Consider the following 15,386-nt stretch of genomic DNA (forward strand, 5'->3'; position numbering starts at 1 on the left):
GGGCTTGTGCGTACCCCCCGCCATGCCATATTTTGTCGTCATGGCCCAGAACAGCGACACTCTCACCCATCCTCTGGGAATGGCCGGTAATGGGCCGGGGCAAGGCCCCGATCATGGGGACGACGAAGGCAACGGCCTGGGCGTCGCGACCCGCACCCGGACGCGCACCAAGCAGCCGACGCCCTACCGCGTGCTGATGCTGAACGACGATTACACGCCGATGGAATTCGTCGTGCTGTGCCTCCAGCGATTCTTCCGCATGAGCATGGACGACGCGACCCGCGTGATGCTGCACGTTCACCAGCGCGGCGTGGGCGTGTGCGGTGTATTCTCCTACGAAGTCGCCGAAACCAAGGTGGCGCAGGTGATCGACTTCGCCCGCGCCAACCAGCATCCGCTGCAATGCACGTTGGAGAAGGCGTAACGCCGCTGACCGGCTTCTATCCGGCCAGCACCGCCTCCGCTGCCTGTCGCCCCGATAGCCAGGCGCTTTCGACCCGTGGCGCGATCAGCCAGTCGCCACAGGCCGCCAGCCCCAGATCGGGTCGGTGCCAGGCGCCGATCCCCGCCTTGCCCGACCGCGCATAGCGCCAGCGATGTGCCGCCGCATAGGCCGGGGAGGGCAGCGTTCCGACCCGTTCCTCCAGCGCGCGTAGCAGCGATGCGGTGACCGAGGCGGTGTCGCTTTCGAGATGGCGGCGCGACCATTCGGGCGTGGCATGGATCGTCCAAGCCTCGCCGCCGTCACGGCCGGGCTTGGCGGAGTTGCGCGCGGCCCAGTCGATGGGACCGTCGCTCGCATCGCCATTCGCCAGGATGTCGGCGGCGGACAGCACCGTCTCGAACCCCAGCATCACGGTCCAGCAGGGGGCGGACGAATGCGCCTCGGCCCGTTCGGCCAGGTCGGGGGCATGTGCCGTGGCCAGCGCCGGAACCTGTTCGGCCGGGATCGCGAGGATCACCGCGTCGAACGGCCCCTCCCGCCCGGCGTCATGGCCCAGCCGCCAGCCATCGGATCCGCGCATCAGTTCGCGGATATGCGTTGACCAGCGCGGGGCGAGCGGCGCGGCCATGTGGGTGGGGATCGCGTTCATGCCCGGCACCCCGACCCAGGCATCCTCACCCACCGCCGGCCAGGGGGCGACGACGCCGTCCCGTGCCCAGACCTCGACCTGCGCGACGAAGGCGGGATCGCGCGCTGTCATATACTGTGCGCCGTAATCGAAGGCGAAGGACTGTCCATCCGCCGTCACCACCTTGCTCGACAGGCGTCCGCCCGGACGGCGGCCCTTGTCGAACAGCGCAACGCGCCAGCCGCCCTGCGCCATCCGCGTCGCGCAGGACAGCCCCGCCATGCCAGCGCCGATAATGGCGGCCGATCCGACCATCGCTGAATTCCTCCATGCCCGGTGCGCATGCCGCTGCGCAAACCGGACTTTTTGCCGAACAGGGTCAACGCCCTAATATTCGGGCTGATCCAGGATAATTTTTTTAGGGCAGGCCGGGCCTGACGAAGGATCGACGCCGGGTGCGCAACGTTGTCGAAGCGGATGAGCGGCGAATGTGTTTGCCGCTTCAGGAAAGATGCGGCCGCCGATGTTCCCGACAGGTGACATGATCCTCGCCGATCACGGCATGACGGCGGACGACCTTGTCCGTCGTCCCGGTGCGGCTTGCGCGATTTCAACCCGATAGACCCGAAGAGGCTGGCAGATGGAAGATTACAAGACCGTGCTCGAAGGCAAGTGCCCCTTTGGCGGCGACCGGATCGGGGGCAGCTTCACCACGCCGCCGACGCTGGCCGAATGGTATCCCAACCGGCTGCGGGTCGAGCAGTTGCACCGCCATGGCCCGCGCGCCAATCCGCTGGGTGAGGATTTCGATTATCGCGCCGAATTCGCCAAGATCGACCTCGATGCGCTGAAGGCGGAAATCAAGCGCTTCCTGACCAGCTCGGTCGCATGGTGGCCGTCCGACTATGGCAATTACGGGCCGCAGATGATCCGCATGTCGTGGCACTCGGCGGGCAGCTATCGCATCGCCGACGGGCGCGGTGGTGCCGGCGAGGCGATGCAGCGTTTCGCGCCGATCAACAGCTGGTGGGACAATGGCAATGTCGACAAGTCGCGTCGCCTGCTCTGGCCGATCAAGCAGAAATATGGCGCGGCGCTGTCCTGGGCCGACCTGATCGTCCTGACCGGCAACTGCTCGCTCGAGATCATGGGGCTGCCGACCTATGGCTTCGGCGGCGGGCGCGAGGATGCGTGGGAAGCCGATGACGCGACCTATTGGGGTCCCGAGGTCTTCGACATGACCAAGGTCGATTCCTATGACGAGATGGTCAATCGCGACAAGCGCTGGCGTGGCCAGAATGGCGATGCCGATTACGATCTGGAACAGCCGCTGGCCGCCTCGCACCAGTCGCTCATCTATGTGAATCCCGAAGGGCCCTATGCCAATGGCGACCCGATGGGCTCGGCCCGCGATATCCGCATTACCTTCACCCGGATGGCGATGAACGACGAGGAGACGGTGGCGCTGATCGCGGGCGGCCATGCCTTCGGCAAGAGCCATGGCATGGTGAAGGCCGACCGCATCGGCGCGCCGCCGGAGATCGCGGCGATCGAGGAGATGGGGCTGGGCTGGCACAATCCCGAAGGCACCGGCAATGCCGAGTTCACGATGACCAACGGTATCGAGGGCAGCTGGACGCAGGACCCGACGACCTGGGACAACAGCTATCTCGAAAACCTGCTGGGCCTGGAATGGGAACAGACGCGCAGCCCGGCGGGCGCGCTGCAATGGACGCCGGTCAGCGGTGACGCGCCGCGCACCCCGGATGCGCATATCGAGGGCAAGACCCATGCGCTGATGATGATGACCAGCGACATCGCGCTGAAGGTCGATCCCGTCTATCGCCCGATCTGCGAGCGCTTCCTCAACGACTTCGACTATTTCACCGAGCAGTTTTCCAAGGCGTGGTACAAGCTGACCCACCGCGACATGGGGCCGCGCGAACGCTATGTCGGTCCCGAGGTCACGATCCAGCCCGACCTGTTGTGGCAGGACCCGATCCCGGAGCGCGATTACGAACTGATCGACGCGGCCGACATCGCGCAGCTGAAGCAGCAGATCCTGGGCAGTGGCCTGTCGGTCTCGGACCTGGCCTTCACCGCCTTTTCCGCGGCCGTCACCTACCGCGACAGCGACAAGCGCGGCGGCGCGAACGGTGCGCGGCTGGCGCTGGCGCCGCAAAAGGACTGGGCGGTCAATCGCCGCACCGTGCCCGTCATCGCGAAGCTGCGCGAGATCATGGGCGCGTTCAACGATGCGGCGACCGGCGGTAAGCGGGTGTCGCTGGCCGACCTGATCGTGCTGGGCGGCACGGCGGCGGTCGAGAAGGCGGCGGCGGATGCCGGGATCGCATTGGAGGTGCCGTTCACCGCCGGGCGTCGCGACACTACCGACGAACTGACCGATGCCGACAGCTTCGAATGGCTGAAGCCGGTGGTCGACGGCTTCCGCAACTATGTCGACGATCACTTTGCCGAAGTGACGGCGGGCCGTATCGCGCCCGAGGAGCTTTTCCTCGACAAGGCGGCGCTGCTGAAGCTCAGCGCGCCCGAATGGGTGGTGCTGACCGGTGGCTTGCGCGCGCTGGGCGCGAACTGGGACGAGAGCGAGGCGGGCGTGTTCACCGACCGGGTGGGCGTGCTCAGCAACGACTTCTTCCGGGTGCTGACCAGCATGGACTATGTCTGGACCAAGCAGGACGAGGCCGGGCTGCGCTTCACGCTGGACGACCGGGATACGGGCGAGACGCGCTATGCCGCGACGCGCAACGACCTGATCTTCGGTGCCAACTCGCAGTTGCGCAATATCGCCGAATTCTACGCCGCCGAGGATGGCGAGGCCCGCATGGTCCGCGATTTCGTGAAGGTGTGGAACAAGGTGATGACGGCGGATCTGTTCTGATCGCCCGTGGCGGCCCGGCACGACCGGGCCGCCGCGTCACACGGACAAGCGCCATGAAGACCGTCACCGTCTGGTACGACAATGCCTGTCCGCTGTGCCGCCGCGAGATCGCGATAATGCGGCGGCTGGACACGCGCAAACGGATCGATTTCGTAGCGATCGGCGGGGACGGCCCGGACCAATGCCCGATCGACCGCGACACCCTGCTCGCGCGCTTCCATGCGCGGGAGAATGGCCGGATGCTGTCGGGCGCGGCGGCCTTTGCCGCGATGTGGCGGGCGATCCCGTTACTGCGCCCGCTGGGGCTCGCTGCGCGCTCGCCATGGGTGCTGGGGGTATTGGAGCGAGCCTATCGCCAGTTCCTGACGGTCCGGCCACGCTTGCAGAAGTGGGTGGGCGGCCCTTCCTGAACATCGCTTCCCTCCCCGTCATAGGGGAGGATTGGAAAAAGAGCCTACCGCCCCGGCGGCAGCCAGCTGAGGTCCAGCCCCTCGAACCGGTCGATATAGCGGGCCTCGCCCACCAGTTGTGCTTCGTTCAACAGGTGGACGCGACCGCCCTCGCGCTTGATCAGGCCCTCGTCCTCCAGCTGGCGCAGCATGCGGTTCACATGCACTGCGGTCAGCCCGATCGCATCACCCATTTCCTCCTGGGTCAGGCCGGGTGCGAAGGAGGCGCCGACATCCATGCCCGCCTGGCGCATCTGGCCCCGCAGCGACAGCAGCAGCGTGGCCACCCGCGTCCGCGCCGAGGTGCGGCCCAGTCCCGCCAGCCGATCAGTGGAGATGACCCGTTCTATCTGGTTGAGGACAAGAATCAGGCTCAGCAGGCGCGGATGCTCGGTCGCCAGCATCGTGATCTGCCCCCGGTCGAACGGACAGACGACCGCGTTCGATACCGCCACCACCGTATCGGGCGACCGGTCATAGAGCAGCGCCGACAGGGCAAAGAGATCGCCGGGAAACAGGAAGCGCAGGATCTGGCGGCTGCCGTCGTCGAGCAGGACATAGCACATCAGCATGCCCTGTCGGACCACGTACATGTCCTCGCTGCGCATCTGTTCGTCGGTCAAGACGGTCCCGCGCCGTATCGCGCGGGGCCGATCCTCCAGCTGCGACAGCGCGTCGCGCTCTGCTGGGGTCAGCGAAACCCATTTGTCCAGGCGATCCCCAAGCCCGAAATTTCCCACTGACACCTCATTCCCCGAGCGGAACAGTGCCTTAGCCATCAAGGGGATCGGCATGCATTGATATCGATCAACCGGCCCTTTTCTTGGTTTTTCCTGCCGCTTTTCGCCCTGTGGGGCGGGGTGCGACCCTTGGCGATGCCCCGGACCTTCGCTAGGAAGGCGGGTCTATGGACCGTATCCTTATTCGCGGCGGCAACCGGCTGTCGGGTCGCCTGAAGATCTCGGGCGCGAAGAACGCCGCGCTCACCCTGATGCCTTGCGCCATCCTGACCGACGAACCGGTCACGTTGCGCAACCTGCCGCGTCTGGCCGATGTCGACGGGTTCGGCCATCTGCTGAACCAGATCGGTGCGTCGACCCGCGTGGAGGGGACGCGGCCGGAGGATTTCGGCCGGGTCATGACGATCCGTGCAGGGCAACTCTTCTCGACCGAGGCGCCCTACGACATCGTGCGCAAGATGCGCGCGTCGATCCTGGTGCTCGGCCCCATCCTGGCGCGCGCGGGCGAAGCGCGGGTGTCGTTGCCCGGCGGCTGTGCGATCGGCAACCGTCCGATCGACCTTCACCTGAAGGCGCTGGAGGCCATCGGCGCGGAGATCGAACTGACCGCCGGTTATGTGAAGGCCAGCGCGCCCGGCGGTCGCCTGTCGGGTGGGCGCTATACCTTCCCGGTGGTCTCGGTCGGCGCGACCGAGAATGCGCTGATGGCCGCGGTGACGGCCAAGGGCACCTCGGTGCTGGGCAATGCCGCGCGCGAGCCCGAGATCGTCGACCTGTGCCGCCTGCTGATCGCAATGGGCGCGCGGATCGATGGCGTCGGGACCGAGACGTTGACCATCGAGGGTGTCGACCGGCTGCACGGTGCCACCTATTCGGTGATGCCTGACCGGATCGAGGCGGGCTCCTATGCCTGCGCCGCCGCGATCACCGGCGGTGACCTGGAACTGGTCGGCGCCTGTGCCGAGGATATGCGCGCGACGCTCTCCGCGCTGACCGAGGCGGGCGTCACCGTCGAGGAAGGCCGCGATTCGATCCGCGTGAAGGCCGATGGCCCGCTTCAGCCGCTGACCCTGTCGACCGCACCCTATCCGGGCTTCGCGACCGACATGCAGGCGCAGTTCATGGCGATGCTGTGCAAGGCCGAGGGCACCAGCACCCTAACCGAGACGATCTTCGAGAACCGCTACATGCACGTGCCCGAACTGGCGCGCATGGGCGCGGACATCCAGGTGCATGGCCGCACCGCGATGGTGAAGGGCGTCGAGAAGCTGACCGGTGCGCCCGTCATGGCGACCGACCTGCGTGCTTCGATGAGCCTGATCCTGGCGGGCCTGGCCGCCGAGGGCGAGACGTCGGTCGCCCGTGTCTATCACCTCGACCGTGGTTATGAGCGGCTGGAGGAAAAGCTGTCGGCCGTGGGTGCCGATATCGAGCGCGTCGGCGACTGATCTTGGTCCTCCCCAGGCTTCTGCTTGGGGAGGCGGTGGTGGAGGGGTGTCACCATCGGCGTGGACACCCCTCCGTCAGCCCCTCAGGCTGCCACCTTCCCTTGCAGGGGAGGAAATAGCGGCCGTCACCACCAGCCCTCCGCCTCCAGCACCGGCACCATCGCGCGCGATACCCGCGCCTCGACCCCGCCGGTCAGGACCAGCCGCAGTCCACGCCCTTCGCGATGCGCCTCGCGCACGGCATTGCGCGCCACCCACCAACTGCGATGCACCTTCGCGCCGATCAGCGGCGCAACCTCCGTCACCGCGTCGCGCATCCGCAGCAGGATCAGCTCCGACCCATAGGCGCCGTGGACGCGCAGATAATGGTCCTCCATCTCCAGCGCCACGATGGTGGGGCCGAAGCCCGGCGGCAGGCGGTCGAGCAATGCGGGGCGGGGTGTCGCGATCGGCGCGGAGGATTCGGACGGGGCAGATTCGGGCGGGGCGGCCTCCGGGGCTGGGGCTCGCCGCTTCTCGCCATACCAGAGCAACAGGCTGGCCAGTCCGCCGATCACCAGCACATTGCCATAGAGCAGCACCGCCTGATCCGTATCCGGCCAGCGCATCGGCAGGCCCAGTCGCCCGACCCACCAGACGACGACGCTCATCGGCACGCTGGCCAGGATCGCGGCCCCGGCCCAGCCCGCCATTTCGGGCAGGTGCAACCGCGCCGCCACGACCAGCGCCCCCGCCATCACCGGCTTGTAGAGGAGATAGCCCGCCAGCATCAGCGTGATCCAATAGATCAGCCGATAGGCAAAGCTCGCCTCGAACGTCCCGAACGGCCCCAGCACCGCCAGCAGCAGCCCGACGCCGATCATCGCGGCGATATCGATCACTATGCGGCGAGAGCGGGGCATCACGGCCCCGTGACTATGGCCAATTGGCGCTTCGCGAAATGGCAAATCGGCCTGTCCACGAAGGGAAACCGCCGATCCGCGCAAACAGGCTGGCAAAGGCCCGGTGCGACGGCAGGACCGGGGGCGAACCGTTTCCGATCAGGATTTCGACCGATGACCGACCTTTTGTTTCTTCCTGCGCAGCCCCGCCGTGGCGATACATCGCTGCTGTTGCGCGCCGCCGTCCTGGCCGCCGGGGGTACGTTGTCGCTGATGGCGGTGGTCGCCATGGCACGCGGCGCGCTGGGCCTGTCGCCGACGCTGGCGCGGGCGCATGACGTGGCGGTGTGGATCCATCTCGGCTCGGTGCTGCCCGCCCTGCCGCTTGGGTTGTATGTCCTGCTGGCGCGCAAGGGCGATGCGCGGCACCGGATGCTGGGCAGGATATGGGCGGGGCTGATGGTGGTCGCGGCGCTGTCGGCACTGGCGCTGCGCGACCTGAATCACGGGCAGTTCAGTTTTATCCACATTTTTATCCCCATCACCCTGATCGGCCTGTGGCGGGCGATCGCGGCGGCGCGGGCGGGGCGGATCGCTACGCACCGCAAGGTCATGGTCAGCCTGTATCTCGCCGGGTTGATCGGCGCGGGCTCCTTTGCCTTCATGCCGGGCCGGGTGATGGGGACGTGGCTGTTCGGTTGAGGCGGTCCAACCATTCCTCCCCTGCAAGGGGAGGTGGCAGGGCGAAGCCCTGACGGAGGGGTGTCCCGCTATCGACAGGGCGACACCCCTCCACCATGCTTCGCATGGTCCCCCTCCCCTTACAGGGGAGGAATAGGATGCTCTACGTCACCAGCCGCTTGAGCGTCTCCACCCGGTCGGCTTCCTCGGCGGGCTTGTCGGTGCGGATGCGGGCGATCCGGGGAAAGCGCATCGCCACCCCCGATTTGTGCCGCTTCGATTCGTGGATCGAATCGAACGCGATCTCCAGCACCAGCGTCTTTTCCACTTCGCGTACCGGTCCGAAGCGCTGGACGGTATGGGCGCGTACGAAGCGGTCCAAAGCCCGCAATTCCTCGTCGGTGATGCCCGAATAGGCCTTGCCCACGGGCAGCAGCTCGCCCTCCTCGGTCCAGCAGCCGAAGGTGTAATCGCTATAATAGCTCGACCGCCGGCCACTGCCGCGCTGGGCGTACATCATCACGCAATCGGCGGTCAGCGGGTCGCGTTTCCATTTGTACCACAGGCCGACGCGCCGCCCGCCGCTATAGGGTGAATCGCGGCGCTTGAGCATCACGCCCTCGATCGCGGCATCGCGGGCGGTGGCGCGCAAGGCCTCCAGCGCGGTGAAATCCGCAGCCTCGATCACCGCGCTGACGTCGAACCGATCGGGGTCGAGCCTGGCCGCGAACGCCTCCAGCCGTTTCCGTCGCTCGGTCCAGGGGAGGGGGCGGAGATCCTCCGTTCCGTCGACCAATATGTCGTAAAGCCGGACGAAGGCGGGGTAATCGGCCAGCATCCGGGCCGACACGGTCTTGCGCCCCAATCTCTGCTGGAGCGCGTTGAAGCTGGCCGCACCGCCGCCATCCTCCAGCGTACCGCCCTGATGCTCGCCCTTGACCAGCAATTCGCCATCGACCGCGCCCACCGTATCGAAGGCGCTGGCGACATCGGGAAAGGCGTGGGTCACATCGTCGCCGGTCCGACTGTAAAGCCGGGTCTGCCCGGCGACATGGACGATCTGTACCCGGATACCGTCCCATTTCCATTCGGCGGCATATTCGTCGAGATCGACACGCAAATCCTCCAGCGGATGCGCGAGCATGAAGGGGCGGAAAACCGGCACATCGGCCGTCGTCGGCTGCGCGCCCGTCCCCTCGCCCCAGGCGAACAGTTCGGTATAGGGCGGCGACAGGCCGTGCCAGATTTCCTCCACCGCCTCGACATCCAGCCCGAAAGCCTGTGCGAAGGCCGTCTTGGCCAGTCGCGCCGACAGGCCGATGCGCAGGCCGCCGGTCGCCATCTTCAGAAGGGCGAACCGCTCCTCCGCGGTCGACCGGTCGAGCATGTCGGCCAGCACGGTGGGCGCGTCGGAGCGGGACAGATGCCGCAACCGCTCGACGACCGCACTGAGCGACAGCGGCTCGGGATCGAGCGGCCGGTCGGGCGCTGGCCAGAGCAGGGCGACCGTTTCCGCCGTGTCGCCGACATAGTCACGGCTCATGCGAAAGAGGACGGGGTCGACGCGCTGTTCGATCAGGGCGCGAATGAGCGCGGGCTTGACGCCGGGCAGGTCAAGATTGCCGGTCAACGCCGCCATCGCCCAACCCCGGTCGGGATCGGGCGTGGCGGCGAGGTAATCCGCGACCAGCTTCAGCTTGGCGTTGCGCGACCGCGTGTAGATCAGCGCGTCGAGCAACCCCGCAAATTCGCGCATATGCGAATCAGTCGATCGCGTTCTTCACCGACTTGCCCGCGACCAGCCCGAGCACCAGGAAGATCAGGAACAGCGCGATCGCGATGAAGAACAGGATCTTGGCGATTCCGACGAACGCGCCGCCGATACCGCCAAAGCCCAAGGCCCCCAGGACCAGACCGACGATAAGGAACGTGATGGCGAGCTTGAGCATGGGGCAATCCTCCTGACCTGATAAGGGCTTAACCGGCCAGGAGGGTTGGTGTTCCGGTTACGCATGAAGAGCGGGATCTGCCGCCCCATTTCCGATCGCCATCCCCACCATATCCGCTCGCCCCGGCACCCACGGACACGGCAAATCCGGCCATGCGAGCGACCAGGCAAACGGTATAAGATAACCCAAATTTAAGCCTTGCCCGCAATATCGACGCAAACCAAAGCGCGCCTCGCGAGAGGAGCCGGTAATGGATTGGTTGTTCGGGCTTCGTCCTGGAGAACCTGATGGCCCGCCGGGAGACGTTGGCCGCCTCATTCGGGAATCACGAATGACGTGATCCTGTTCCGCCATGCTTGGGTGTTGTCAAACGCCTCATCAATCGGGAAATTTCTTCATGCGGCCTACCATCAAGGTCAAATTGGGGGCGGTCTTCGTGATCCTGCTCTTGCTGATGTCGACGGTCATCGGACTGGGTCTGCTCAAGATGAATGCGCTGAACAGTGCGATCAACGACCTGGTGGCCGGTCCGGCCAAGCGCCTGGAACTGGCGCAAGGTTTCGCGATCAAGGCGTCCTATGTCGCGCGTCAGGAAAAGAACCTGGCACTGACCAGCGACGACGCGCTGATGCATGCGATCGACACCAGCCTGATGAAGGCGCGCGCCGATACGCAGGCGATCCTGAACGAAGGCTATGCCAACGCCACCGACGAATCGCGACCCCTCTGGGATCAGGCGCGGAGCCGGTGGGCCGAATATCTGCCGATCAACGACCAGATTCGCGAAATGGGCATGCGCAACGACAATGCCGCAGCGGGCCAGTTGTCGATCGGCAAATCGCGTGTCCTGCTGGGCCAGCTTACGGACGTGTCCGATCAGATCGTGGCGCTCAGCAAGCGGAACATGGATAAGGCCGCGCGCGAAACCGATGAACTTTACGACCAGGCGGCGATGGTCCTGCTGCTGACCGGCGCCATCGCGATGGCGATCGCGATCGCCGGTGCCGTCTGGATATCGCGCATCGTGTCCAAGGGGCTGCGCAGCATCGGCGGCGCGATCACGGCGGTCGCGGACGGCGACCTGAGCACCGAAGCGCGTGTGACCACCAACGACGAGATCAAGGACCTGATGGATATCGTCAACCGCATGATCGAGCGGCTGCGCGATACGATCGGCCAGACCAGCCTGGCGGCGCAGAATGTCGCGGCGGGCAGCGAAGAGCTGTCGTCGACGTCGCAGCAGGTCAGCGAGGGCGCGACCGAGCAGGCCGCCGCCGCCGAGGAAGCCTCTGCCGCGATGGAGCAGATGGCGGCCAACGTGAAGCAGAATGCCGACAATGCCAGCCAGACCGAGAAGATCGCGCGCCAGTCGTCGATCGATGCCGATCAGAGCGGCGAGGCGGTGCAGCAGGCGGTCGTCGCGATGCGTACCATCGCCGACAAGATCACGATCGTGCAGGAAATCGCCCGCCAGACCGACCTGCTGGCGCTGAACGCGGCGGTCGAGGCGGCGCGGGCCGGGGAACATGGTCGCGGCTTTGCCGTCGTGGCCGCCGAAGTCCGCAAGCTGGCCGAACGCAGCCAGATCGCGGCGACCGAGATCAGCGGCATGTCGAGCGACACCGTCACCGCGGCCACCCGTGCGGGTGACATGCTGGCCAAGCTGGTCCCCGACATCCGCCGCACCGCCGAACTGGTCGCCGAGATCGGCGCTGCGTGCCGCGAGCAGGATATCGGTGCGGTGCAGATCAACGAGGCGATCCAGCAGCTCGACAAGGTGACGCAGCAGAACGCGTCGGCCTCCGAACAAATCTCGTCCACCTCGGAGGAACTGGCCTGTCAGGCGGAGGAAATGCAGCAGAGCATCAGCTTCTTCCGGATCAACGTCGCCGATCGCGGCGCACCACCCGCGCCGCGTGCCCCAGGCCGCAGCCCGGCACACAGGCGCGCGACCGTCACGCGCGCCGGATCGATCGCCGATCAGCAGGCACGGGTGCGCGGCTTCGCGTTGGACCTGAGCGTCGGGGCGCCGGATGCCGAGGACGCCGATTTCGGACGGGCGGCATAAACCGCAAGGGGAGGGGCGGCAGGCCCCTCCCGATATTCCACGAAAAAGCCCCGGCTCTCACCGGGGCTTTTTTATCGTCGAAAGGCGCAGGCTCGGCTCAGCCCTTGCGGCCCGCCTCGAACAGGAACCAGGCGCGTTCCTCGGCCTGGTCGGTCCATTCGTCGACGATGCCGCTGGTGGCATTGTCCTTGGCCTCTTCGGCGGCATCCTTGACGGCGCGGAAACGCTCGACGAGCTTCAGATTGTCGTCGCGCAGTTCGACCAGCATGTCGGCGGCCGACACGAATTCGCGGTCATTGTCGACGATGGTCTGGCGGCGGGCAATGTCGCCGATCGAGCGCAGCGTCAGGTTGCCGGTCTTGCGCACCCGCTCGGCAATCGCATCGGTCACGCCCAGGATCTGTGCGGCCTGATCGTCGAGCATGAGGTGATAGTCGCGGAAATGCGGGCCCGAGACGTGCCAGTGGAAGTTCTTGGTCTTCAGGTACAGCGCATAGCAATCAGCTAGTGCGCCGTTCAGGGCATCCGCGACGCTGGCGGTCGCGTTGCGGTTGAGGTCGGTCGGCGTATCGAGCGCCGGGTTGATATCGGACATGGACGTGCTCCCGCAATCAGTCGTGGCAGTCTGGATCGTTGCGTGAACGAACCGATGGCGCAAATGCTCCCCCCATGTCCATCGACAAAGCCCGCGCAATCTGATCGATCGCCTAGATCAACCCCTTTGCCGACAAGCCGACGATCACGCCCGCCAGTATCAGCACCGCGCCGATCGCGATGCGGATCGTACGCCAGGGCAGGCGCTGCCATTCGCGCTCGCCCAGCATCAGCGGGGGAAGCAGCGCGCCGAGCAGGCCCAGGATCGCGGCGGGCCAGGCCGCCCAGGGCAGCGGCGATCGCGCGGCGGCGGCCGCCACCAGCATCATGCCCGAATCGGCGACCAGGATCGCGCCGCCCCCGAACAATGCGGTGCCGAACGCCCTCAGCCGGGGCCAGCCGAACGGCGATCCGGGCCGGGGCATGCGCGTGGTCAGCGCGACGCCGACCAGGACTAGGGCGAGCGCCAGCAACAGGCTGCGCAATTCGGGGGTCAGCTCCGGCGCGATCGCGATGCCCAGCGCGACCGCCATCGCGGCAAGCACCGCTTGTGCGACGAGAAGGCCGGACAGCACCGGCACGATCGCCCCGGTCCGCTCGGCCAGTCGGGTCGCAAAGCCGCTCGACCGTCCACCAAGCTGGGCCAGAAACGTCACGACCAGGACGATCATCAATGCGTCCATCAGCGCGCCAGCCGGACCGAACAGGCTTCGGCGAAATGCTGAGTCGTCTCCAGGTCCTGGCGCTCGCTGGCCACCGCGTCGGTCAGCATCGCCAGCCAGCCATGGACGGGCGGTGTATCCACCGCGCGCATCAGCGCACGGTCGATGAAATGGGTGACGGTGACCGCGGAGGTCAGGCCATGCGCATGGGCCAGGCGGCGAATCGCGTCGATGCCGGGCATCAGCTCGGTGGCGGGTGCATAGGGTGCCCGGACGTCAAGCGCGGCGATTCGCGCCCGAAGCTGGTCGCGGACATCGGTATGCTCGCGAATCGCAGATCCCGAATCGGTCATGTTCCTCGCACCTTTCCCGTCGCCGCCATGGCGGTTTTCGTGCGCCCGCCTAGGAAGTCGATGGGACGTCGTATAGGCTCTTGGGTGTAAAGAGGGGCTTAAATGGGGCGAAATGCTTGACTCAGGCAGGTCCATGGGCCATGGGCGGCCCTTATATAGCGGCGGCTCCGGCTGCCGCTTTCGCTTTTTCACGCATACAGGAACCAGGTCATGGCCAAGCCGACCACCGTCAAGATCAAGCTCGTCAGCTCGGCTGATACCGGCTTCTTTTACGTCACGAAGAAGAACCCGCGCACCAAGACCGAGAAGCTGAGCTTCAACAAGTACGACCCGGTCGTGCGCAAGCATGTCGAGTTCAAGGAAGCCAAGATCAAGTAATTCGCGAGGGGCGCTGGCATAGCGCCCCGCGAAGGACTTGAAGGCGTGAAGCCGCCGTCCGGAAGGACGCGCGGCTTTTTGTCGTTGGTTCTTTTGTTCCCCCATCGCTTTCCACAAGCGCGCCCCTCCCGCAGGCGGGAGGGGATGGGGGAGGGATAGCCACGAGATGAATCGCCTGGGGCGGGCCCTCCCCCCGACCCCCTCCCGCCTGCGGGAGGGGGAGATGGTTTACGCCGCTTCCGGGTACAGCGTCCCGATCAGCCAGTCGTGGAACAGCTTCACCGACTTTTGCTGCAACGCGCGCGGGCGGCACACGAACCAGTGGCTGTACGGGCTGTCGACCTCGATATCGAACAGCCGCACCAGGCGGGGGTCGTGCGCATGTTCGAAATGGCTGGCATGCATGAACGCGACGCCCAGTCCCTGCGCCACCGCCTCCAGCATCAGCCCGCCCGAATCGAAGAAGTCGATCGCCTTGGGCTTGATGTCGCTCAGGCCCGCGACCTGGCACCAGGCGGTGAAGGCGTCCGGCATTTCGCGGTGCAGCAAGGCGGTCATGCCGTTCAGCTGTTCCGGGCGGAGCAGCGGATTGGGTCCTTCGAGCAGCCGCTTGGCGCCGATGACATAGACCTTGTTGCGGTCGAGTCGCTTGGCATAGAGCGACGGATCGATATCGCGGCCCAGCGCGATCACCGCGTCCAGCCCCTCACCCAGCCGCGCGATGCCATGCCCGGCGGTGTCGATATCCAGATGCAGTTCGGGATGCGCCGCGCGCAACAGCCCCATATGCGGGAACAGCCGCTGCGACGCATAGAGCGGCAGCACACCAAGTCGCAGGCGCAGTACCTCCTGCCCGCTGGTCATCGCCTCCACCGCGTCGGACAGCTGGTCGAGCAGGGGGGCGATCTGTTCCATCAGCCGCTGGCCGTCCTCGTTGGGCACCATCGCCTGATGCCGCCTGGCGAATAGCGGCTTGCCGACGAAGCGTTCCAGCGTCTGCACCCTGCGGCTGAGCGCGGGCGCGGACAGCGCCAGTTCCTCGGCCGCCGCCTTGATGGAGCCTAGGCGCACGACCTGGACAAATGCTTCGATCGCACCGAGCGGGGGGAGCCTGCGCATGGTGTACCTGTACTCGTTGACCTATTGGTCAGAGGATTGCACAAACTGCAATCATAGCCAAGCTTTTCGCACTTGCAACATAACGTTTC

At 66.2% G+C, this 15,386-nt stretch carries 16 protein-coding genes; 7 read left to right on the top strand and 9 right to left on the bottom strand.

The annotated features are described in order from the left end of the window. Positions 1–79 precede the first annotated feature (79 nt). Entirely contained in the window at positions 80–424 is a 345-nt protein-coding gene (gene clpS, locus SOM26_RS11500; RefSeq protein ID WP_042486836.1) for an ATP-dependent Clp protease adapter ClpS, read from the top strand. Between the two features lie 16 nt (positions 425–440). Here clpS and SOM26_RS11505 read toward each other — a convergent pair whose 3' ends face one another. Beyond that, positions 441–1,388: an NAD(P)/FAD-dependent oxidoreductase gene (locus tag SOM26_RS11505; RefSeq protein ID WP_320452865.1), complete on the bottom strand. Its 948-nt coding sequence runs from the start codon at positions 1,386–1,388 to the stop codon at positions 441–443. Positions 1,389–1,713: 325 nt separating this feature from the next. Between SOM26_RS11505 and katG the strand changes: the two genes are divergently transcribed. After that, positions 1,714–3,975: a catalase/peroxidase HPI gene (gene katG, locus SOM26_RS11510; protein ID WP_320452866.1), complete on the top strand. Its 2,262-nt coding sequence runs from the start codon at positions 1,714–1,716 to the stop codon at positions 3,973–3,975. A 53-nt stretch (positions 3,976–4,028) separates the two neighbouring features. Next, the gene (locus SOM26_RS11515) at positions 4,029–4,385 is read left to right on the top strand and encodes a thiol-disulfide oxidoreductase DCC family protein (RefSeq protein WP_320452867.1); all 357 of its coding nucleotides are present in this window, start codon (positions 4,029–4,031) and stop codon (positions 4,383–4,385) included. Between the two features lie 44 nt (positions 4,386–4,429). Here the strand turns inward: SOM26_RS11515 and SOM26_RS11520 are convergent, their stop codons facing one another. Beyond that, positions 4,430–5,203, bottom strand: a complete 774-nt coding sequence (locus SOM26_RS11520; RefSeq protein WP_320452868.1) for a Crp/Fnr family transcriptional regulator — start codon at positions 5,201–5,203, stop codon at positions 4,430–4,432. Positions 5,204–5,331: 128 nt separating this feature from the next. Here SOM26_RS11520 and murA point away from each other — a divergent pair, with 128 nt between their 5' ends. Continuing rightward, positions 5,332–6,612 carry a UDP-N-acetylglucosamine 1-carboxyvinyltransferase gene (gene murA / locus SOM26_RS11525; protein WP_320452869.1) on the top strand — a complete coding sequence of 427 codons (1,281 nt, stop codon included), beginning with the start codon at positions 5,332–5,334 and terminating at the stop codon, positions 6,610–6,612. A 125-nt stretch (positions 6,613–6,737) separates the two neighbouring features. Here murA and SOM26_RS11530 read toward each other — a convergent pair whose 3' ends face one another. After that, positions 6,738–7,493 carry a LytTR family DNA-binding domain-containing protein gene (locus SOM26_RS11530; RefSeq protein ID WP_320452870.1) on the bottom strand — a complete coding sequence of 252 codons (756 nt, stop codon included), beginning with the start codon at positions 7,491–7,493 and terminating at the stop codon, positions 6,738–6,740. A 174-nt stretch (positions 7,494–7,667) separates the two neighbouring features. On the opposite strand from SOM26_RS11530, the gene SOM26_RS11535 reads away from it, so the two are divergent. Next, positions 7,668–8,195 (top strand): DUF2306 domain-containing protein, encoded by a 528-nt coding sequence (locus SOM26_RS11535; RefSeq protein WP_320452871.1) that lies wholly within the window; start codon positions 7,668–7,670, stop codon positions 8,193–8,195. Positions 8,196–8,337: 142 nt separating this feature from the next. Here the strand turns inward: SOM26_RS11535 and SOM26_RS11540 are convergent, their stop codons facing one another. After that, positions 8,338–9,930: a cisplatin damage response ATP-dependent DNA ligase gene (locus SOM26_RS11540; protein WP_320452872.1), complete on the bottom strand. Its 1,593-nt coding sequence runs from the start codon at positions 9,928–9,930 to the stop codon at positions 8,338–8,340. A 7-nt stretch (positions 9,931–9,937) separates the two neighbouring features. Continuing rightward, positions 9,938–10,123, bottom strand: coding sequence for a DUF1328 domain-containing protein (locus SOM26_RS11545; protein WP_320452873.1), 186 nt, complete (start codon positions 10,121–10,123; stop codon positions 9,938–9,940). A 397-nt stretch (positions 10,124–10,520) separates the two neighbouring features. Between SOM26_RS11545 and SOM26_RS11550 the strand changes: the two genes are divergently transcribed. Then, positions 10,521–12,191: a methyl-accepting chemotaxis protein gene (locus tag SOM26_RS11550; RefSeq protein ID WP_320452874.1), complete on the top strand. Its 1,671-nt coding sequence runs from the start codon at positions 10,521–10,523 to the stop codon at positions 12,189–12,191. A gap of 97 nt (positions 12,192–12,288) precedes the next feature. Here the strand turns inward: SOM26_RS11550 and SOM26_RS11555 are convergent, their stop codons facing one another. From SOM26_RS11555 to SOM26_RS11565, 3 genes are all read right to left on the bottom strand, one after another. Further along, entirely contained in the window at positions 12,289–12,786 is a 498-nt protein-coding gene (locus SOM26_RS11555) for a Dps family protein (protein WP_320452875.1), read from the bottom strand. Positions 12,787–12,898: 112 nt separating this feature from the next. Then, complete coding sequence (locus tag SOM26_RS11560; RefSeq protein ID WP_320452876.1) at positions 12,899–13,468, bottom strand: TMEM165/GDT1 family protein; 570 nt, start codon at positions 13,466–13,468, stop codon at positions 12,899–12,901. Further along, on the bottom strand, positions 13,468–13,800 hold the full coding sequence (locus tag SOM26_RS11565) for a hypothetical protein (RefSeq protein WP_320452877.1): 333 nt from the start codon (positions 13,798–13,800) through the stop codon (positions 13,468–13,470). The genes SOM26_RS11560 and SOM26_RS11565 overlap by 1 nt, the downstream gene beginning before the upstream one ends. A 210-nt stretch (positions 13,801–14,010) precedes the next feature. Between SOM26_RS11565 and rpmG the strand changes: the two genes are divergently transcribed. After that, complete coding sequence (rpmG, locus tag SOM26_RS11570) at positions 14,011–14,178, top strand: 50S ribosomal protein L33 (protein WP_007407030.1); 168 nt, start codon at positions 14,011–14,013, stop codon at positions 14,176–14,178. 228 nt (positions 14,179–14,406) lie between these two features. On the opposite strand, the gene SOM26_RS11575 is transcribed toward rpmG, so the two are convergent. After that, a complete protein-coding gene (locus tag SOM26_RS11575; protein ID WP_320452878.1) occupies positions 14,407–15,297 on the bottom strand; it encodes a LysR substrate-binding domain-containing protein in 891 nt (296 codons plus the stop codon). Between the last annotated feature and the right edge of the window lie 89 nt (positions 15,298–15,386).

Origin of the sequence: Sphingomonas sp. CFBP8993 (genome assembly GCF_034044895.1) — a bacterium.
Classification (GTDB): domain Bacteria; phylum Pseudomonadota; class Alphaproteobacteria; order Sphingomonadales; family Sphingomonadaceae; genus Sphingomonas.